Annotated in this window: 18 protein-coding genes; 4 read left to right on the forward strand and 14 right to left on the reverse strand. The window is 70.4% G+C overall.

The window, feature by feature from the left end:
* The first annotated feature begins 3 nt into the window (after positions 1-3).
* A complete protein-coding gene (gene cobS / locus ACG04Q_RS05475) occupies positions 4-765 on the forward strand; it encodes an adenosylcobinamide-GDP ribazoletransferase (RefSeq protein WP_394509867.1) in 762 nt (253 codons plus the stop codon).
* The gene (locus ACG04Q_RS05480; protein ID WP_394509868.1) at positions 765-1,292 is read left to right on the forward strand and encodes a histidine phosphatase family protein; all 528 of its coding nucleotides are present in this window, start codon (positions 765-767) and stop codon (positions 1,290-1,292) included. Before cobS ends, ACG04Q_RS05480 begins: the two co-directional genes overlap by 1 nt.
* On the opposite strand, the gene ACG04Q_RS05485 is transcribed toward ACG04Q_RS05480, so the two are convergent.
* The 5 genes from ACG04Q_RS05485 to ACG04Q_RS05505 form a co-directional block, all read right to left on the reverse strand.
* The gene (locus tag ACG04Q_RS05485; RefSeq protein ID WP_394509869.1) at positions 1,264-3,273 is read right to left on the reverse strand and encodes a S9 family peptidase; all 2,010 of its coding nucleotides are present in this window, start codon (positions 3,271-3,273) and stop codon (positions 1,264-1,266) included. The genes ACG04Q_RS05480 and ACG04Q_RS05485 overlap by 29 nt on opposite strands.
* A 348-nt stretch (positions 3,274-3,621) precedes the next feature.
* Positions 3,622-4,500 (reverse strand): Tim44 domain-containing protein, encoded by an 879-nt coding sequence (locus tag ACG04Q_RS05490; protein ID WP_394509870.1) that lies wholly within the window; start codon positions 4,498-4,500, stop codon positions 3,622-3,624.
* Positions 4,501-4,557: 57 nt separating this feature from the next.
* A complete protein-coding gene (locus ACG04Q_RS05495; RefSeq protein ID WP_394509871.1) occupies positions 4,558-5,262 on the reverse strand; it encodes an SDR family NAD(P)-dependent oxidoreductase in 705 nt (234 codons plus the stop codon).
* Positions 5,263-5,853 carry an RluA family pseudouridine synthase gene (locus ACG04Q_RS05500; protein WP_394509872.1) on the reverse strand — a complete coding sequence of 197 codons (591 nt, stop codon included), beginning with the start codon at positions 5,851-5,853 and terminating at the stop codon, positions 5,263-5,265. It lies immediately after the preceding gene.
* Entirely contained in the window at positions 5,850-6,755 is a 906-nt protein-coding gene (locus ACG04Q_RS05505; protein WP_394509873.1) for a DMT family transporter, read from the reverse strand. Before ACG04Q_RS05505 ends, ACG04Q_RS05500 begins: the two co-directional genes overlap by 4 nt.
* A 63-nt stretch (positions 6,756-6,818) precedes the next feature.
* On the opposite strand from ACG04Q_RS05505, the gene ACG04Q_RS05510 reads away from it, so the two are divergent.
* Positions 6,819-7,808 (forward strand): quinone oxidoreductase family protein, encoded by a 990-nt coding sequence (locus tag ACG04Q_RS05510; protein WP_394509874.1) that lies wholly within the window; start codon positions 6,819-6,821, stop codon positions 7,806-7,808.
* 49 nt (positions 7,809-7,857) lie between these two features.
* Positions 7,858-8,361, forward strand: a complete 504-nt coding sequence (locus ACG04Q_RS05515) for a DUF1439 domain-containing protein (protein WP_394509875.1) — start codon at positions 7,858-7,860, stop codon at positions 8,359-8,361.
* Between the two features lie 9 nt (positions 8,362-8,370).
* On the opposite strand, the gene ACG04Q_RS05520 is transcribed toward ACG04Q_RS05515, so the two are convergent.
* From ACG04Q_RS05520 to ACG04Q_RS05560, 9 genes are all read right to left on the reverse strand, one after another.
* Positions 8,371-9,873 (reverse strand): hybrid sensor histidine kinase/response regulator, encoded by a 1,503-nt coding sequence (locus tag ACG04Q_RS05520; RefSeq protein ID WP_394509876.1) that lies wholly within the window; start codon positions 9,871-9,873, stop codon positions 8,371-8,373.
* Between the two features lie 82 nt (positions 9,874-9,955).
* Positions 9,956-10,441, reverse strand: coding sequence for a signal peptidase II (gene lspA / locus ACG04Q_RS05525; RefSeq protein ID WP_394509877.1), 486 nt, complete (start codon positions 10,439-10,441; stop codon positions 9,956-9,958).
* 1 nt (position 10,442) lies between these two features.
* The gene (gene ileS, locus ACG04Q_RS05530) at positions 10,443-13,274 is read right to left on the reverse strand and encodes an isoleucine--tRNA ligase (RefSeq protein WP_394509878.1); all 2,832 of its coding nucleotides are present in this window, start codon (positions 13,272-13,274) and stop codon (positions 10,443-10,445) included.
* Between the two features lie 75 nt (positions 13,275-13,349).
* Positions 13,350-14,378 (reverse strand): bifunctional riboflavin kinase/FAD synthetase, encoded by a 1,029-nt coding sequence (locus ACG04Q_RS05535; protein WP_394509879.1) that lies wholly within the window; start codon positions 14,376-14,378, stop codon positions 13,350-13,352.
* A gap of 5 nt (positions 14,379-14,383) precedes the next feature.
* Positions 14,384-15,127, reverse strand: coding sequence for a pseudouridine synthase (locus tag ACG04Q_RS05540; protein ID WP_394509880.1), 744 nt, complete (start codon positions 15,125-15,127; stop codon positions 14,384-14,386).
* A complete protein-coding gene (locus ACG04Q_RS05545) occupies positions 15,124-15,672 on the reverse strand; it encodes a DUF3617 domain-containing protein (protein ID WP_394509881.1) in 549 nt (182 codons plus the stop codon). Before ACG04Q_RS05545 ends, ACG04Q_RS05540 begins: the two co-directional genes overlap by 4 nt.
* A 49-nt stretch (positions 15,673-15,721) precedes the next feature.
* Positions 15,722-16,849, reverse strand: coding sequence for an acyl-CoA dehydrogenase family protein (locus tag ACG04Q_RS05550; RefSeq protein ID WP_394509882.1), 1,128 nt, complete (start codon positions 16,847-16,849; stop codon positions 15,722-15,724).
* Between the two features lie 19 nt (positions 16,850-16,868).
* Entirely contained in the window at positions 16,869-18,068 is a 1,200-nt protein-coding gene (locus ACG04Q_RS05555; RefSeq protein ID WP_394509883.1) for an acyl-CoA dehydrogenase family protein, read from the reverse strand.
* Between the two features lie 155 nt (positions 18,069-18,223).
* Complete coding sequence (locus ACG04Q_RS05560) at positions 18,224-19,282, reverse strand: PEP-CTERM sorting domain-containing protein (protein ID WP_394509884.1); 1,059 nt, start codon at positions 19,280-19,282, stop codon at positions 18,224-18,226.
* Positions 19,283-19,310: the final 28 nt, after the last annotated feature.

Below are 19,310 nucleotides of genomic sequence, written 5' to 3' on the forward strand. Positions count from 1 at the left end.
GTCATGCGGCTCTTCCTCGTCGCGCTGCAGTTCCTGACGCGGCTGCCGGTGCGGCTGAGCCGCTTCGAGCCGGGCTGGCTGAACGACTGCGTGCGCCACTTTCCGCTGGTTGGCGTGCTGGTCGGCGCGGTCGGTGCGGCCGTGCTGGCGGGTGCGTCGCAGCTGTGGCCCGCGTGGGTGGCGGCGGTACTGGCACTGGCGGCCACCGTGGCGTTGACCGGCGGCTTTCACGAGGACGGCCTGGCCGACACCTTCGATGCGCTGGGCGGCGTGGTGCCGCGCGACAAGGCGCTCACCATCATGAAGGACTCGCGCATCGGCAGCTACGGCGCGCTGGCGCTGGGCCTGAGCCTGCTGCTGCGCGCCGCGCTGCTGGCGGTGCTGGCGACACGGCCGCCGCTGGGCGCCGTGGCCGCGCTGCTGGCCAGCCATGCGCTGGCGCGTGCGGCGGCGGTGGGCGTCATGGTCAGCCTGCCCTACGGCGGCGATGCGGAGCACGCCAAGGCCAAGCCGCTGGCGCTGGCGGTCGCGCCGCGCAACTTCGTCATCGCGCTGGCCTGGTGCGGGCTGCTGCTGGCCGGGCTGGCGTCGGCCGGCGTGTGGCCGCCGCGGCTGCTGCTGGCCCTGGCCGCGGCGGCCGGTGTGGCCTGGCTGATGCGCCAATGGCTGCAGCGCCGCCTGGGCGGCTACACGGGCGACGGCCTGGGCGCCACCGAGCAGCTGGCCGAGATTGCTGTGCTGCTGGCATTCACGGCCTCGTTCTGATGTTCACGATCTGGCGCCACCCCAGGCCGCGAGGCGCCGAGGGGCGCTGCATCGGCGGGCGCACGGACCTGCCCGTGGACCCGCGCAAGGCCAAGCGCCTGGCCCACCGCATCCGCGCCCACGCGCGCCGGCATGCGCTGCCGCGCGAGGTCGTCACGTCGCCGCTGGCGCGCGCAGCCGACGTGGGGCGCTGGTTGAAGCGCTGGGGCTTTGCCTGGCGCGTCGACCCCGCACTGGCCGAGATGGACTTCGGCCGCTGGGACGGCCAGCCGTGGAGCGCCATCCCCGTGCACGAGTTCGACCGCTGGATGGCCGACTTCTGCGGCTTCGATTTCGACGGCGGCGAGTCGCTGACCGCGCTGCTGGCCCGCGCCGCGGCCTGGCAGCCGCCGTGCGCGCTGGCCGTGGGCCACGGCGGCTGGATCACCGCCAGGCATTGGCGGGGCGGGGCTGCGCCGACAGCGTCGAGCTGGCCGCCACCGCCCGGCTATGGCCGGCCTACTGCTTCAGCACCGTCTGCTGCATGAACAGCACCGTCGCGTAGAACTGGAAGTCCTGGTTCTCCTTCTTCTGGAAGCCGTGGCCTTCGTTCTCCGCGCGCAGGTACCAGACCGGCGTGCCACCCTCGCGCACCTTGGCGACGATCTGCTCGGCCTCGGTGTAGGGCACGCGCGGGTCGTTCTTGCCCTGGATGACGAACAGCGGCTTCTTGATCCTGGCCACGTTGGTCAGCGGCGAGATCTTCTCCAGGTGGGCCCGCATCGCCGGGTCGCGCTCGTCGCCGTACTCGACGCGGCGCAGGTCGCGGCGGTAGCTCTCGGTGTTGTTCAGGAACGTCACGAAGTGCGAGATGCCCACCACGTCGATGGCGCCGGCGATGCGGTCGGCGTAGTGCGTCGACACGGCCAGCGACATGTAGCCGCCGTAGCTGCCGCCGGTCACCAGCACGCGTGAGGCGTCCAGGTCCGGCTGCGTGGCAATCCAGTCCAGCAGCGCGCCGATGTCCTTCACGGAGTCCTCGCGCTTGAAGCCGTTGTCCATCGCCAGGAAGCTCTTGCCGTAGCCGCTGGAGCCGCGCACGTTGGGCTGGATCAGTGCGATGCCCAGCTCCTGCGTGAAGTAGGCGTTGCGGCCCAGGAAGCCCATCTGCGCCTGCGACTCGGGGCCGCCGTGGATGGCGATCAGCACCGGGCGCTTGCCGGTGAACTTCTTCGGCGGCGGCGTCAGCAGGCCCGAGATCGTCGTGCCGTCGAAGCTCTTCCAGCGGATGATCTTCTGCTCGGTGAACTGCGTGGTGTCGATGCCGGCCGGCGCGTAGGCGCGGGTCCACTGCTGCACGCGGCCATCGACGTCCAGCGAATAGATCTGGCCCGGCCCCTGCGCGTTGCTGACCGAGAAGGCCAGGTCGCCGCGGCCGCGGTGGTAGGACGCGGTGCCGACGTTGCCGGCCGGCAGCGCGGCGGGCGCGGCGGTCTCCTGGCCGGTGGCGGCGTCGAAGAAGTGCAGTTCGTCGCGGCCGTCCACGTTGAACTGCGCCGCCAGCTTGCGGCGGTCGTCGGTGAACGTGACGCCGCTGACATCCCACGGGATGTGACGGCTGACGCGGGCTATGCGGCCACTGGCGGTGTCTAGCTTCATCAGCTCGCGGAACTCGCCGGCGCGGTCGCTGGCAATCCACAGCGCCGCCGCATCCGCCGACCAGCCGACCGGCGCGTAGGTGGCCTTGGCCTCCTGGCTGCCGGCGGCCGGCATGAGCTGCTTGACCGCACCGGTGGCGACGTCAAGCGACCAGACCTGCGACTCGTTCGCCGACAGGTAGCGCGACAGCAGCACCGTGCGCTCATCCGGCGACGGGCGGCTGGCCGACCAGCCGCCGCCGTCCAGCTCGGCCAGCTTGCGCCGGCCCTCGGGCTTCTCGGGGTCCATCAGCCACAGCGTGGTGGCGACCTTGGCGCGCGTGCCGCCCTGAGCCGTGCGGTCGATGGGCACGGACGAGTAGATCAGCTGGCCGCTCTGGCGCAGCCAGGTGTTCATCGCGTGGCGCTCGTCGGGGTTGGTCAGCAGCTGCGGCTGCGCGCCGGGCTGGGCCAGGCCCAGCCGGTACAGCTGCGCCACCTCGTTGCCGCCGCTGGCGCGCTCGAACACGACATAACCGCCCGTGCGCGGCTCGTAGCTGGCCTGCGTGACTGGCTCGGCGCTGTCGGTCAGCTGCTGCGGCTCGGCCATCGGGGCCGTCAGGCGGAACAACTGCGCCGTGTTGGCGCCCGCCTTGCGGTGGGCCACCAGCATCTCGCGCTGCTGCGGATGCCAGTCGACGAACGCATGGCCACGAAAGTCGTTGTAGCGGCCGATCGCGTCGGCCAGGCTCTGCGGCACGGGCGGGATGCCTTGCGCGACGAGATTGGCGTTGGGTGCGACGACGGCGGTGGGCGCGGGCGTCGGGGTGGACGCGCAGGCGGCGAGCAGGGCGGTGGCCAGCGCGCACAGGGAGAGACGAACAGGAGTCATGGAAGGCTTGAAAAGGAAATGGGCGCTCAACGCGCCCATTTTCGGGGAGGCCGGGTTAGCGCCAGGGCCTGCTCACACTGCGGGAGCAGGCCGCGTTGTGCCCAGAATGCTCGCGAGCAAGGCGCAAAGCGAAGCCGGGTTGGGCACCCGGCGAGCATTTGTAACGCCGCACGCGGGCATTCTGGGCACAACCCGTCGGGAAGGCCCGCCGCCAGAGGCCACTCTGCGTTGCACCGCTTGCCCGCATATCCATGCGGGCGGCACGCTGCGCCTTGATTGGCCTCTGGCGGCGGGCCTTCGCGGCCTACTTCCGCAGTGTGAACAGGCCCTTGCCCGACGTGTCGTTGGTCATGCCGTCTGCTGGATGCCGGCGATCAGCCAGCCTTCGCCCGACTTGACGAGGTGCCAGACCTCGTCGAAGTCCGTCGCGGCCTGCTCGCTGTCTTCGCGCACCAGGCCCCAGAAGCGCACCGACACGATCTGCTCGCCGTTCTCGGTGGCGACGTCGACGACGCTGGCGTCCAGCTGCAGCACCTCGGTGCGCTGCGCCTTGCCACCGCGTTCCAGCAGCTCGTGCTGGATGGCGGCGTACATCTGCGGCGTCGTGAAGCGGCGCAGGTCGGCCTGGTCACCGGCGTCGTTGGCCGCCTGCAGGCGGATGAACACCTGCTTGGCGATCTTCTCGAAGCCGGCGGCGTCGAAGTCGGCCGGCAGGGCCGACGCGGCTGCGGCGACAGGCGCGGCACCGCCCTGCGGCTGCCAGGCGGCGGGCGCCTGCGGCTCGGGCTGCAGGCGGAAGTTGGCGCCATGCGCGCCGGCACCCGCCAGCTGCGCCTTGGGCTTGGCGAAGCGGCGTACCAGGAAGGCGATCACCACCGCCGCCAGCACGCCCAGCAGCAGCATCGTCATGAAGTTGGCCAGCTCGGCGCCGAAGCCGAAGTGGCTGGCCAGCGCGGCCAGGCCCAGGCCGGCGGCGAGGCCGGCGATGGGGCCCATCCACGAGCGCTTGGGCGCCGCGGCGGGCGCGGCCGGCGTGGCCGCAGCCTGTTTGGCGGGGGCGGCCTGCTGCGGCGCGGCGGGCTGCTGGGCCGGCGGCGTGTTGGGGGCCGTCTGCGCGGGCACGCTGCGCTTCATGCCGCCGCCGCTCAGGCGCTTGGCCTCGGCGTCCTGCACGGGCAGGGCTACGGCCATCAAGGTGGCCAGGGTCACAGCAAGGATGCGGTTCACATCAGTCTCCGGGTGAGGAATCGAACCGTCCGCAGGTGCGGACGTAGGTCAGGATTTTCAAGCGTCCCGGATGTCTGCAACAACGGTTTTTCCGAAGTCTGGCCGCATGAGAAACCGAACAATCGCGGCGGCCGTCTCATCCGCCGTCTGCAGCTGGCCGCCATCCTTCAGGCCCTGGAAGCGCGCTTGCTCGGGGAAGCGGGTTGGGTCGGCGCCGCGCAGCTGCACCTGCATGTCGGTGTCGATGACGCCCGGCGCCAGCGACACGACGCCCACGCCGGGCTCCTCCAGCGCCAGCGCCCGGCTGAGGTGATCCAGCCCGGCCTTGACGGCGCAGTAGCCGGCGCTGCCGGCCATCGCGCGCCGGCCGAGGCCGGACGAGATGTTGAGGATGCGCCGCGTCGGCACGGCCGTCGTCTCGGCCAGGAACACGCGGCTCAGCAGCGCCGGTGCCTCCAGGCCGACGCGCAGCGCGGCGGAGAGCTGGCCCAGGTCCGTCGCGGCCAGCGGGCCCGGCGCGCTCAGCAGCGCGGCGTTGTTGATCAGCGTGGCGCTGGCCCAGCCGCCGTGGCCGCGCAGCCAGGCCTGCAGCCGCTCGGCGGCGGGCAGGGGGTCGGCGAGGTCCTGCGTCCATTGCTCGGCGGGCAGGGCCGGGTCGGCCTTGCGGGCGATGCCGATGACGGTGTGGCCCGGCTGGGCCAGCTGGCGCACGAGGTCGGCGCCCAGGCCGCGCGAGCTGCCGGTGATGACGTAGAGATGCATTCAGAACTCCGGTGGGCAGACGAAGCGATGGTTGCCGATCTGCAGTTCGCTGGCATGCAGCAGCAGCCGTGGGCTGGCGCCGGCGATGTCGGGCGCGGCGTACAGCGCGTCGCCGAGGATGGCGTGGCCCAGCGTGGCCAGGTGCACGCGCAGCTGGTGGCTGCGGCCGGTCAGCGGCTCCAGCCGCACGCGGGTCGTGCCGGCCTCGTGGCTGAGCGCCTGCCAGCGCGTCTGCGACGGCTTGCCGTGCGCGGCGTCCACCTGCTGGCGCGGGCGGTTGGGCCAGTCGGCGGCCAGCGGCAGGTCGATGAGGCCGGCGCCTTCCAGCCGGCCGGCGACGACGGCGATGTAAACCTTGTCGACGCGCCGCTCGGCGAAGTCCGCGCTCAGCTCGCGCTGCGCCTGCGCGCCGCGGGCGAACAGCAGCAGGCCCGACGTGGCCTGGTCCAGCCGGTGCACGATGAGCGCGTCGGGGTACAGCGCCTGCACGCGGGCGCTGGCGCAGTCGGGCTCGGTGCGGCCCGGCACGCTGAGCAGGCCGGCCGGCTTGTCGATGACGACCAGGCGGTCGTCGGCGTGGACGATCCTCATGCGCGGGACGACACGACGATGCCGGCCGCGATCAGCACGAACGCCGCGCCGTGGTACCAGGCCGGCATCTGGCCCAGCACGGCGGCGGAGATGACGGCCGCGAACAGCGGCGTCAGGTTGACGAAGAAGCCCGCCAGCGCGGGGCCCGCCTCGGCCACGCCCAGGCCCCAGCAGCGGTAGGCGATCAGCGACGGCCCGATGGCCACGTAGGCCAGCACGGCCAGCAGCGTGGGGCTCCAGTGGATGGCAGCGGGCGCCACGGCCTGCTCGACACCGGCCGACACGGCCGAGAACACGACGCCGAACATCAGCTGCGCCATCAGCGACTCGGCCCAGTTCCAGTCGGGCCGCTCGCCGGGCCGCAGCCCCGGCGCGGGCCGCGCCAGCATCCACGAGTAGATGGCCCACGTGAAGATGGCCACCAGCATCAGCAGGTCGCCCGGCACGAAGTGCACGGCCAGCAGCGCGGCCGGGTCGCCGCGCGCGATGACCAGCGCCACGCCCAGCAGCGACAGCACGGCGCCGGCCAACTGGCGCGGCTTGGGGCGCACGCCGTAGAAGAGGGCGCCCACGCCCAGCATCCAGACCGGCATGCTGGCGGTGATCAGCGTCACGTTCAGCGGCGACGAGGTGTGCAGCGCGAGGTACTGCAGCGCGTTGTAGCAACCCATGCCCAGCAGGCCCAGCCACGCGAGGCCGCGCCAGCGCTTCAGCGCCTCGCCGGGGCGGCGCAGCAGCGGCCAGGCCAGCGGCGCCAGCAACAGGAAGGCCAGGCCCCAGCGCAGCGCGTTCAGCGTCATCGGCGGGATGGCGTCGCGCACCAGCCGGCCCACCACCGCGTTGCCGGCCCACAGCAGCGGCGGAAGCGTCAGCAGCAGGGCAAGGCGTGGGGTCAGCTTCATCGGCGCAGGCGCGGCGTGCAAAGGGCTGGCACGATAGCCGACCTCGCCAACTGGAGACGTCGCATGCGTGAAAAAGCCGTGGTCATCGAGCAGCCCGGAGGGCCGGAGCAGCTCAAGCTCGTGGAAGTGGACGTCGGCGCGCCCGGGCCGGGCGAGATCCGCATCCGCCACGAGGCCTGCGGGCTGAACTACATTGACGTGTACCACCGCAACGGCACCTACCCGCTGCCGCTGCCGGCACGGCTGGGCATGGAGGGCGCGGGCGTCGTGGAGGCGGTGGGCGAGGGCGTCACGCACCTGAAGCCCGGCGACCGCGCGGCCTACGCCAGCCAGCCGCCCGGCGCCTACGCGACCGCTCGTGTGATGCCGGCCAAGGCCGTGCTGAAGCTGCCCGACGACATCCCGTTCGACACGGCCGCGGCCATGATGCTGAAGGGCTTGACGGTGCAGTACCTGCTGCGCAAGACACTGCCGCAGGGCGGCCTGCAGGCGGGAGACTTCGTGCTGTTCCACGCTGCGGCGGGCGGCGTCGGGCTGATCGCCTGCCAGTGGGCCCGCGCGCTGGGCCTGCAGCTCATCGGCACCGCCGGCAGCGACGAGAAATGCGCGCTGGCGCTGGCGCATGGCGCGACGCACGCGATCAACTACCGGCACCAGCCCGACTTTGCCGCCCAGGTGCGCGACATCACGGGCGGCCGCGGCGTGAAGGTGGTCTACGACTCGGTGGGCGCCGACACCTGGGCCGGCTCGCTGGACAGCCTGGCGCCGTTCGGGCTGCTGGCCAGCTTCGGCGGCGCGTCCGGCCCGGTGCCGCCGATCAACATCGGCACGCTGGCGGCCAAGGGCTCGGTCTACGTGACGCGGCCGACGCTGTTCACGCACATCGCCACGCGCGAGAGCACGCAGGCCATGGGCGACGAGCTGTTCGACGTCGTGCGCAGCGGCCAGGTCAAGATCCGCATCGACAGGCGCTACGCGCTGGGCGACGCGGCGCAGGCGCATCGCGACCTTGAAGCCCGCCAGTTGCTGGGCAGTGCGGTGCTGCTGCCCTGAGATGGCTGGCAAAGCGAAGAGGTGGGCCAGCGTCACGCTCGCCGCACTTGTGCTCGCTGGTTGTGACGTCATCGGCAGCCTCGTCACCGGGCATCTGGACATCACGCAGGCCGAGCTGCAGGCGCGCATCGCGCCGCGCTTCCCGACGCACCACTGCAAGCTGGTCGTGGCCTGCGTGGACCTGTCCAACCCCGTGGTGGTGCTGAAGGACGGCGACGACCGCATCGGCCTCACGGCCGACGTCAGCGTCGTGCTCGGGTTGAAGGCGCGCACCGGGCATATCGGCCTGTCCGGGCGGCCGCGCTACGAGCCGCAGCAGGGGCAGCTGTTCCTGGACGACCTGCGCATCGACTCGCTGGCGCTGGCGGGCCTGCCCGAGGCGTATGCGGAGCTGGTGAAGCTGCGCGGCCCGGCGGCGGCGCAGGGGGCGTTGCAGTCGCACCCGATCTACACGCTGGACACGGGCACGGCCAAGGGCGCGCTTGCCAAACGGACCGTGCGCGACGTGCGGGTCGTCAACGGACGGCTGAGGGTGTCGTTCGACGGGTCTTGAAGCCCGGCCTCAGGCCGCCCGGGCCTCGGTGCGCGGCACCAGCTGCATCACCCGGCCCAGCGCCACCTCGAAGCTGAAGCAGGAGCCCACGCCGGGCTCGCTTTCCACGCTGACGCTGCCGCCCATCAGCTCCACCAGCCGCTGCACGATGGTCAGCCCCAGGCCCGTGCCGCCGTAGCGGCGCGTGATGCTGCCGTCGGCCTGCGTGAAGGGGTCGAAGATCTGGCCGATCTGGTCGCGCGTCATGCCGATGCCGGTGTCCGTCACGGCGATGCGCAGTCGCAGGCGGTCGGCGGCGTCATCGGGCCGCACGTCGGCGCGGGCGATCTCGATGCGCACCTCGCCGCGCTCGGTGAACTTCAGCGCGTTGCCGATCAGGTTGATCAGCACCTGGCGCAGCCGCACCGCGTCGCCCACCAACCGCTGCGGCACGTTGGGCTGCACCAGCGCGTGCAGCTGGATGCCCTTGGCATGCGCCTGCAGCAGCAGCGGCTGCAGCGACTCGGTCAGGCAGTCGTGCAGGCCGAACGGCTGCTCGTCGATGACGGTGCGGCCGGCCTCGATCTTGGCCACGTCCAGCAGGTCGTTGATGATGGTCATCAAGCCCTTGGCGGAGTCGTGCGCCATCGTGATGAAACGGCGCTGGCGCTCGGTGAGGTCGTCGCCCTGCAGTACCAGCTCGGTCAGCCCCAGCACGCCGTTCATGGGCGTGCGGATCTCGTGGCTCATGTTGGCCAGGAAGCTGCTCTTGGCGAGGCTGGCGGCCTCGGCGGCCTCGCGGGCGGCGACGAGCGCGGCCTGGCTGGCCTTGAGGTCGGCGATGTCGCGCGCGTTCAGCAGCATGACGGTGTCGCCGGTGACCGGGTCGCGCATCGGGCGCGCGTCCAGCGCATGCCAGCGCGGGCCGGCCAGCGTCTGCAACTCGGCGTCCTGGCGGCAGGTCTCGCCGCGCTGCACGCGCGACTGGATGCTGGCGGCGTCGTGCGCGTGCGCGAACAGCCGCGTGAACTCGCTGCCGCCGGACGGCGGCGGCGTGTCGCCGAAGGTCAGCGCCGCAGCGGGGTTGCGCATCAGCAGCTCGCCGCCGTCCAGCCCGAACACGGCGATGCGCACGGAGGTGTGCTGCAGCGCCTCCACGCCGCGCAGCAGGCCCGAATCGGCGCCGCCGCCCAGCGAGTCGGCTGCGAACAGCATGACCTGGCGCCGGTCCGGCGTGCGCATGCCGCGCGACACCAGCATCACCGTGGTGGGCTCGCCCTTGGGGTAGAGCGTCCACATCTCCCGCACGATCCTGCCCTGCGCGTGGTCGGCGGCCGTGACGGCTAGGCGCTCCTGCACGGCGTCGCCATGCTCGGAGAAGTCGCGCGACAGGAATTCCTCGGCGCTGTCGGCATGCCAGAAGCGCAGCGCGGCGGCGTTGGCCCACAGGTTGCGCCGCTGATGGGGGTCGAACACCCACAGGGGCACGTCGAGCCAGTCGTAATGGCTGAGGCTGGCGAAATCGAGAAGCATGGAGGCGGCGGCGGAAGGCGCGCGATTGTCACCTTCCGTCACAACTGCGCCGCGTGAATTAATGCACGCGGCGCGGGCCCCGTCAGGTGCGCCGCACGCGGCGCAATTCGTCCAGGATCAGCAGCACCGCGCCCACCGTGATGGCGCTGTCGGCGATGTTGAAGGCCGGGAAGTACCAGCCGCCGGCGTGAACCTGGATGAAGTCGACGACGTAGCCGTGGATGGCGCGGTCGATGACGTTGCCGAGCGCACCGCCGAGGATCAGCGTCAGCGCCCAGGCGAACAGCTTCTGGTGGCCGTGGCGGCGCAGCATCCAGGTGATGAAGACGGCGGCCGCCAGCCCCAGGCCCAGGAAGAACCAGCGCTGCCAGCCCGAGGCGCCGTGCAGGAAGCTGAACGCGGCGCCGTAGTTGTGGGCGCGCACCAGGTTGAAGAAGCCGGTCACCGGGCGCACGTCGCCCAGCTGGAAGCTGCCGATGACGAGGATCTTGGTGAACTGGTCGGCCAGGATGATGAGTGCCGCGATCAGCAGCCACTGGGCCAGGCCCGTCGAGGATTTGCCCGCCATGTCAGGCCACCGTGCGGGTTTCGCCTGCGCCGTGCAGGTTGCTGTCGCAGCGGCCGCACAGCGTCGGGTGTGCGGCGATGCTGCCCACGTCGGCGCGGTAGTGCCAGCAGCGCTCGCACTTGGCGTGGCTGCTGGGCGTGACCATGACGCCCAGTTCCGCCGCCGACATGAGCTTGACGGCCGACGTGATGAAGACGAAGCGCAGGTCCTCGCCCAGGCTGGCGAGCAGCGCCTCGTCCTGCTCGTTGACCTTCAGCACCAGCTCGGCCTGCAGCGAGGCGCCGACGGCGCCCGTCGTGCGCACGGCTTCGATGGCCTTGTTGACCTCGTCGCGGATCTCGTGGATGCGGCCCCACTTGGCAAGCAGGGTGGCGTCGGTCTTGCCGAAGTCCCAGAAGGTCTCGGTGAAGATGGTCTCGCCCTTCGCAAAGACCTGCCACGCCTCCTCGGCCGTGAAGCTGAGGAACGGGGCCATCCAGCGCAGCATCGCATGCGTGATCTGCCACAGCGCGGTCTGCGCCGAGCGGCGCGCCAGGCTCTTGGGGGCCGTCGTGTAGAGGCGGTCCTTCAGCACGTCGAGGTAGAACGCGCCCAGGTCCTCGGAGCAGTAGACCTGCAGCTTGGCGACGACGGGGTGGAACTCGTAGCGCTCGAAGTGGGCCAGGATGTCCGCCTGCAGCTCGGCCGCGCGGGCCAGCGCGTAGCGGTCCACCTCCAGCAGATCACCCGGCGCGACCGTGTCCGTCGCCGGGTCGAAGTCGCTGACGTTGGCGAGCAGGAAGCGCAGCGTGTTGCGGATGCGGCGGTAGCTGTCGACGACGCGGGCGAGGATCTTCTCGTCCAGGCCCAGGTCGCCGGAGTAGTCGGTCGCGGCCGTCCACAGGCGCAGGATCTCGGCGCCGAACTTGTCCGACACGGCCTGCGGCGCGACGACATTGCCCTGCGACTTGCTCATCTTGCGGCCCTGGCCGTCGACGACGAAGCCGTGCGTCAGCAGGCCCTTGTACGGCGCGCGGCCGTACAGCGCGCAGGCGATCAGCAGCGACGAATGGAACCAGCCGCGGTGCTGGTCGTGGCCTTCGAGGTAGAGGTCGGCCTCGGGGCCACTGTCGTGCGCAGCGCCCTTGTGGCTGCCCTTGAGCACATGCTCGAAGGTGGACCCGGAGTCGAACCAGACGTCCAGGATGTCGTTGCCCTTGGTGTACTGGGCCGCCTCGGCGCCCAGCCACTCGGCCGCGTCCAGCTTGGACCAGGCCTCGATGCCGTGGGCCTCCACCAGCTGCGCGGCGCGCTCGATGAACGCCAGCGTGTTCGGGTGCGCCTCGCCGGTGTCCTTGTGCAGGAAGATGGGCAGCGGCACGCCCCAGCTGCGCTGCCGCGAGATGCACCAGTCGGGCCGCCCGGCGATCATGTCGTGCAGGCGGGCGCGGCCGTTCTCGGGGTAGAAGCTGGTCGCTTCGATGGCGGCCAGCGCCGTCTTGCGCAGGCTGTCGGGCGCCTTGTCCGTGGTGAATAGACCATCCCCGTCGTCCATGCGCACGAACCACTGCGCCGCGGCGCGGTAGATGACCGGCGTCTTGTGGCGCCAGCAGTGCGGGTAGCTGTGCGTGATCTTGGACTGCGCCATCAGGCGGCCGTTGTCCAGCAGCGTCTGCGCCACGACGGCGTTGGCCTTCCAGATGTGCTGGCCGCCGAACAGCGGCAGGTCGGCGGCGTAGGCGCCGTTGCCCTGCACGGGGTTCAGGATGTCGTCAAACGCCAGGCCGTGGGCCACGCAGCTCTGGAAGTCGTCCAGGCCATAGGCGGGTGCCGAGTGCACCACACCCGTGCCGTCGTCGGCGGTGGCGTAGTCCGCCAGGTAGATGGGGCTTTCGCGGTCGTAACCCGGGTGCACGTGGGCCAGCGGGTGCTTGAACTTCAGCAGTTCGAGCTTGCGACCGGGGACCGTGGCGACGACGCTGCCTTCCAGCTGCCAGCGCGCCAGGCACTTCTCGACCAGCGCCTCGGCGACGACGAAGAAGCCCCTGGGCGTGTCCACCAGCGCGTAGGGCAGCTCGGGGTTCAGGTTCAGCGCCTGGTTGGCCGGGATGGTCCAGGGGGTCGTCGTCCAGATGACGGTGAAGGCTTCCTTGGCCAGCGGCGCCACGCCGAAGGCGGCAGCCAGCTTCTCGGGCTCGGCGCTCAGGAAGGCCACGTCGACCGCAGGCGACTGCTTGTCGGCGTACTCGATCTCGAACTCGGCCAGCGACGAGCCGCAGTCGAAGCACCAGTAGACGGGCTTCAGGCCGCGGTAGACGAAGCCGCGCTCGAACAGCCGCTTCAGCACGCGGATCTCGCCGGCTTCGTTGGCGAAGTTCATCGTCTTGTACGGGTTGCTCCACTCGCCCAGCACGCCCAGGCGCTTGAAGTCGGCGCGCTGGCCGTCGATCTGCTCGGTGGCGTAGGCGCGGCTCTTGGCCTGCACCTCGTCGCGCGGCAGGCCGCGGCCGAAGGTCTTCTCGATCTGGTTCTCGATCGGCAGGCCGTGGCAGTCCCAGCCGGGGATGTAGGCCGCATCGAAGCCCGCCAGCTGACGCGCCTTGACGATCATGTCCTTCAGGATCTTGTTGGCGGCGTGACCGATGTGGATCTGGCCGTTGGCATACGGCGGGCCGTCATGCAGCACGAACTTCGGCCGGCCGCAGCTGGCGTCACGCAGGCGCTTGTACAGGCCTTGCTCGTCCCAGGCCTTGACCCAGCCCGGCTCGCGCTTGGGCAGGTCGCCGCGCATCGGGAAGGGCGTGTCGGGCAGGTTGAGCGTGGAGCGGTAGTCGGGTGCGTCCGGGGTGGTCATGGCGTGCGGCCAGGCGGCTGAGCCTGGCGGTTCAAAGGCGGGGAGGGCGACGGCGAAGAGCGGCTGTGCGCCGCTTCAAATTCGGTCGCGCGTGGTCTGGCGGCTGACCTTGGTGTACGAGGCGGCGTGGGTGGCCAGGAAGGCGCGCGCTGCGTCGGTGTCGTGGCGAATAGCGGCCGTGAGCGCATCCAGCCCGTCGTACTTGGCTTCGTCGCGAAGTTTGTGCAGCAGTTCCACGCGGGCGAGTTTACCGTAGCCCCCCTCGGCACCCAGGGGCCAGTCCAGGCAGTGGACCTCCAGCAGCACGCGGCCGGCGTCCTCGACCGTGGGGCGGTTGCCCAGGCTGGCCACGCCCGGCAGCGGCTCGGGCGTCAGGCCGTGCACCAGCACCGCAAAGATGCCGTGCGCGGCCGGCTTGTCGTGCGGGAAGCGCAGGTTCAGCGTGCGAAAGCCATCGGCCGCGCCGGGCGTGGATTCGCCCAGCTGCCGGCCCAGCTTGCGGCCATGCGTGACATGACCCGAGACGGCGTAGGGGCGCCCCAGCAGCGCCGCGGCGCCGGCCATGTCGCCGCGGGCCAGCGCCTCGCGCACGGCCGAGCTGCTGACGCGCAGGCCGTGCACCTCGTAGCTCATCATGCGGGCGACGTCGAAGCCCTGGGCCCGGCCCGCGGCGTCCAGCGTCGCGTAGTCGCCCAGCCGCTTGGCGCCGAAGCGGAAGTCGTCGCCGACCAGCACGTACTTGGCGCCCAGCCCGTCCATCAGCACCTGGCGGATGAAGTCCTGCGGCGGCAGCCCCGCCAGCGCCTCGTCGAAGGGCAGGATGACGACCTGGTCGATGCCGCAGCGCTCCAGCTCGGCCAGCTTGTCGCGCAGCGTCGCGATGCGGGCGGGCGCCAGCTCGGGCTTGCCCAGCCTGGCGGCGAAGAAGTCGCGCGGATGCGGCTCGAACGTCATCACGCAGGTCGGCAGGCCGCGGTGCCGCGCCTCGGACTGCAGCAGCGCCAGCATGGCCTGGTGGCCGCGGTGCACGCCGTCGAAGTTGCCGATGGTCAGCGCGCAGGCGGGCGCCACGCCGGGATGGTGGAAACCTCTGAAGACTCGCATCGGCGCTATTGTCCCCAGACCTCGGCCGGGCTGTGGACCCAGCGCCACTCGCCGGGCTTGAGGTCGGCGGGCAGGCTCAGCGCGCCGAACTGCGGCCGGTGCAGCGCCTCCACGCGGTTGCCGACGGCCGCCACCATGCGCTTGACCTGGTGGTACTTGCCCTCCAGCAGCGTCAGGCGCAGCAGCGTCTCGTCGACGATCTCGGCGCCATCGGCTTGGGTCATCTCCGGCGCGCGCTGGAACTTGCCCGGCGGGCGCAACTTGTCTTCCGGCTCCTTCAGCTCGACGCCGGCCAGCAGCTGCTCCACCATCGCCGAGGTCAGCGGATGCTTGCAGCGCGCCTCGTAGACCTTGGGCACGTGATGCTTGGGTGACGTGAGCTTGTGGATCAGCGCTCCGTCGTCGGTCAGCAGCAGCAGGCCGGTGGTGTCCTCGTCCAGCCGGCCGATGGGCTGCACGCCGCGCTCGCGCAGCGGGGCGGGCAGCAGGCTCATGACGCTGGGGTGGTGCTTGGGCTTCTGCGAGCACTCGTAGCCGGCCGGCTTGTTCAGCAGCACCAGCGCCTTGTCGTAGACGGGCCATTCCTGGCCGTTGATCGTGAAGCGCAGGCCCTCGGTCTCGAACTCGGTGTCGGGTTCTTCCACCACCTCGCCGTTGACCATGACCTCACCGTTCCACACCAGCCCGGCGCACAGGCGCCGTGTTCCGAATCCCTGGCTGAACAGGATGTGGGAGAGCTTCTGCTTCACTTGGGCGTCGACTTCATCGGCTGCACATCGCCGCAGTCGGCGCCCAGCCAGCGGCCTTCGCCGCTGACCTTGGTGGTCTCGGCCTTGCCCTGGCGGACCCGGCGGATGGTGACCTCGTTCGTGAAGCCCTCGCTGCCGCGCAGTGTGACGACGGCGTCGCCCTCGGCGGCCGGGTCGGTGCAGACGAAATGCGTCTGGATGACGTTGCCGCTGCGCCTGGCTTCCTGCGTGCAGTTGCCTTGGCTGCTGACGGGTGCAACGTTGCGCTCGGCCTGCTCCTTGGTCACGCAGGTCTTCACGGTGATGACGCCGCCGGCCATGTTCACACTGACGCCCTGCTTGCCCATCATCTGCTCGATCATGGCGCGGCGCTCGGGCGGCATGTTGTCCATGGCCTTCTGCGCCTGTTCCATCTGCGCCTTGCGAGCCGCGTCGAGCTGGGGCGTCTGTTTGAACTCCCACAGCCCGGGCTTCATGGTCTGGGCGTGGCTGGCGGTGGGGTGCAGGCTGGCCAGCGCGGCCAGCAGCAAGAGGGTGTACTTCATCGGGTGACCTCCACGAGGGCAGAGAGGGCAGCGCCGATGACGGCGCTGCTCAGGCAAACACCCCTGCAGTGTCCTGCATCCGCGCGCTCACTTCGCCCAGGTGGTGCAGCGTGTCGCCCCACTGCATCTCCATGACGGTCAGACGCTTGAAGTAGTGGCTGCCGGCGTACTCGTCGGTGACGCCGATGCCGCCGTGCAGCTGCGTGCACTGCTGGCCGACGAAGCGCATCGCCTGGCCCAGCTGCACCTTGGCCTGCGACAGCGCGCGGCGGCGCACGGCGGGCAGGTCGCCCAGGCGCAGCGTGGCGTAGTAGCTCATCGAGCGGGCCAGCTCCAGCTGCATCTTCACGTCCGCCGTGCGGTGGCGCAGCGCCTGGAAGCTGGCGATGGCGACGCCGAACTGCTTGCGCGTGTTGAGGTACTCGACGGTCAGCGCCAGGTATTTCTCCATGACGCCCACGGCCTCCGCCGCCTGGGCCGCGATGCCGATGTCCGCGGCCAGTTCCAGCAGCATCAGGCCCTGGTCGGCACCCACGATGAGCTGGGCGGGCGTGTTGTCGAAATGGACCTCGGCGGCACGCGAGCCGTCATACAGCGAGTAGGCCCGCGTGTGCACGCCGGGCGCCGAACGCTCGACGAGGTAGAGCGCCACGCCATGTGGCGCGTCGTCGTTGCCGGCCACGCGGGCGGGCACGATGAAGGCGTCGGCCACATCGCCGGCCGGCACCAGGCTCTTCACGCCGGTGAGCTTGCCGTCGACCACGCGCGTGGCAACCTGGTTCAGCCGGTAGCGCGCCTTGGCCTCCTGGTGCGCCAACACCACCAGCGCCCCGCCGCCGGCTATGCGCGGCAGCCACGCGGTCTGCAGCTCGTCGGGCGCGTGGGCCAGCATGGCCGGGGCGATCAGCGCGCCCTGCGCGATGGGTTCCATGACCAGGCCGCGGCCCAGCTCTTCCATGACCACCATCGCCTCCACCGCGCCGAAGCCCAGGCCGCCGTGGGCCTCGGGCACGGCCAGCGCCGTCAGGCCCAGGCCGGCCAGGCCGTCCCAGACGGCGCGGTCGAAGCCGCCGGCCCGCGCGATCTGCACGCGGCGCTCGAAGCTGTAGTCCTTGTCGACGAAGCGGCGGACGGCGTCGCGCAGGGCTTGCTGGTCTTCAGAGAAATCGAAATCCATGTGTCTGTCTCCCCTGCGGTCAGCCGAGCACGGTCTGCGCGACGATGTTGCGCTGCACTTCATTGGAGCCGCCGTAGATCGTCGTCTTGCGGACGTTCAGGTAGCTGCCGGTCAGCGGGATGGCGTGGGACGCGCCGCCGATCCAGGCGCCGCCCAGCCACTGGTCGCCCTGCCAGCCCGCCTCCATCGCCTCGTGGACGTGGGGCAGCGCCAGCGGGCCGCCGGCCAGCATCATCAGCTCGGTGTAGCGCTGCTGCAGCTCGCTGCCGCGGATCTTCAGCAGGCCGGCCACGTCCAGCGGCTGCTTGCCGGTGCGCTCGCCCGACAGCACGCGCAGCACCATCATCTCGAGTGCCACGACATCCACCTCGCACAGCGCGATCTGGTCGCGGAAGCGGGTGTCGTCCATCAGCCCCTCGGCCTTGGCGATGCGCTTCAGGCGCTCCAGTTCCCGCTTGGCGCGGTTCACGTCGGCGATGTTGGTGCGCTCGTGCGACAGCAGGTGCTTGGCGTACGTCCAGCCCTTGTTCTCCTCGCCGATCAGGTTCTCGGCCGGCACTTCGACGTTGTCGAACCAGACCTCGTTCACCTCGTGCTCGCCGTCCAGCATGATGATGGGCTTGACGCTGACGCCGGGCGTCTTCATGTCGATCAGCAGGAAGCTGATGCCCGTCTGCGGCTTGCCCTCGGTGGACGTGCGCACCAGGCAGAAGATCCAGTCGCCGTACTGGCCCAGCGTCGTCCAGGTCTTCTGGCCGTTGACGATGTACTTGTCGCCCTGCCGTTCGGCGCGGCATTTCAGCGACGCCAGGTCGGAGCCCGAGCCCGGCTCGCTGTAGCCCTGGCTCCACCAGACCTCGCCGCTCATGATGCCGGGCAGGAAGCGCTGCTGCTGCTCCGGCGTACCGAACGCCATGATGACCGGGGCCACCATCACCGGCCCGAACGGCACGATGCGCGGCGCGCAGGCGAGGGCGCATTCCTCCTCGAACAGATGGCGCTGCACGGCGTTCCAGCCGGGGCCGCCGAACTGCTTGGGCCAGGCCCAGCCGTGCCAGCCCTTGGCGCCCAGGATCTTGGCCCAGCGCTGCAGGTCGTCCTTGTTCAGGCGCAGCGCATGGCGCACCTTGTGGGCGATGTCGGCCGGCAGGTTGGCGCGCACCCAGTCGCGCACCTCGGCGCGGAAGGCCAGCTCCGCATCGGTGAAGTTGAGGTCCATGTGTCTCCGCGTGCTGCGTTGTCGTGATCGGAATGCCGAGCTTTTAGCACGGTCGTTCGCGTCGACGCTGTCCGGCCAGGGACAGTGCAGCGGCTGGCGTCCGCCAAACAAAAAGGCACTCCGGAGAGTGCCTTTCGAGGGGAGCGAGACGCGTGTCAGGCTGCGAGCTTGGTCTTGCGGCGGCGCAGGCCGATGACGCCCGCCAGGGCCACGCCCGTCAGGGCCAGCGAAGCGGGTTCGGGAACGCTCGAGTTCGAGCCGCCGCAAACACCCTTGTTGCTGACCGTTGCCGAGCACACCGTGCCAGCAACGGAGTACAGCTTGAAGTAGTCGTTGCTGAGGCTCAGCGTGCCGCGGCTCTCGGTGGCAATGCTGGTGCTGCTGTTGGCAGTTTGCGCAAAGCCCGAGTTGTAGGCGCTGATCAGCCACCAGCTGGAGGTCTTGCCGGCCGAGTTGACCAGGTTGTACGGGTTGGTGGTGTCGCCCACCATGTCGCCATAGTTGCCCACCAGTTCCCAGCTGCCGTTGAGCCAGTTGCCCGAAGCATCCTGCGTCGGGGCGCTGGTGGTCGTCCAGCGGAACAGCGAAATGTCGACCGTCGTGCCGGCCGACGTGGTGCCCGTCAGCGACTTGCCGGAGGCGCCCGTTCCCGAGCCGCAGCTGCCGGTCGTCGTGTCGACGATGACGTTGGAGGCGTTCTTGCAGCCGATTTCGGTCGACGTCCCGTTGTTCGACACGTAGCCGAGGCCGATGCTGGACAGCACCGTCGAGCTGGTGAACGACAGCAGCACGGCTTCGGTGTTGATGTTGTTGTCCAGCGCGTGGTAGGGCGAGTTGGCATCGGTGCCGGTGTACATGCCCTGGCCGTTGCCCGCGAAGTAGGCGAGGCCGTTTGCGCCGTTGCCATTCGTGTTCGCAGGGGTGGCCGTCCACTTGCCGTTCACCACGCCGCCGGCGTCGTTGGTGGCGTAGTAGCCACTCAGCGACACCGTGGTGTTGTTGATCTTGCCGCCGGTTTCGCTGCCGGCGACGTAGACGTTGGAGGAATTCTTGTCGTCGCAACTGGCCGTCGTGCTCAGGCTGCAGTTGTTGTAGTTGCCGACGCTCGACACCGTTGCGTTGTCAAAGGTCCAGACCGCATGAGCGCTGCCGCTCAGACCCATGCCCGCCATCAGAGCAGCCAGTGCGAGCCAATTTGTGCGATGCGTCTTCATTGATTTTCCTTTTTATGAATTCTGCAAC

This window comes from Pelomonas lactea (assembly GCF_043555885.1).
Taxonomy (GTDB): domain Bacteria; phylum Pseudomonadota; class Gammaproteobacteria; order Burkholderiales; family Burkholderiaceae_C; genus Pelomonas; species Pelomonas lactea.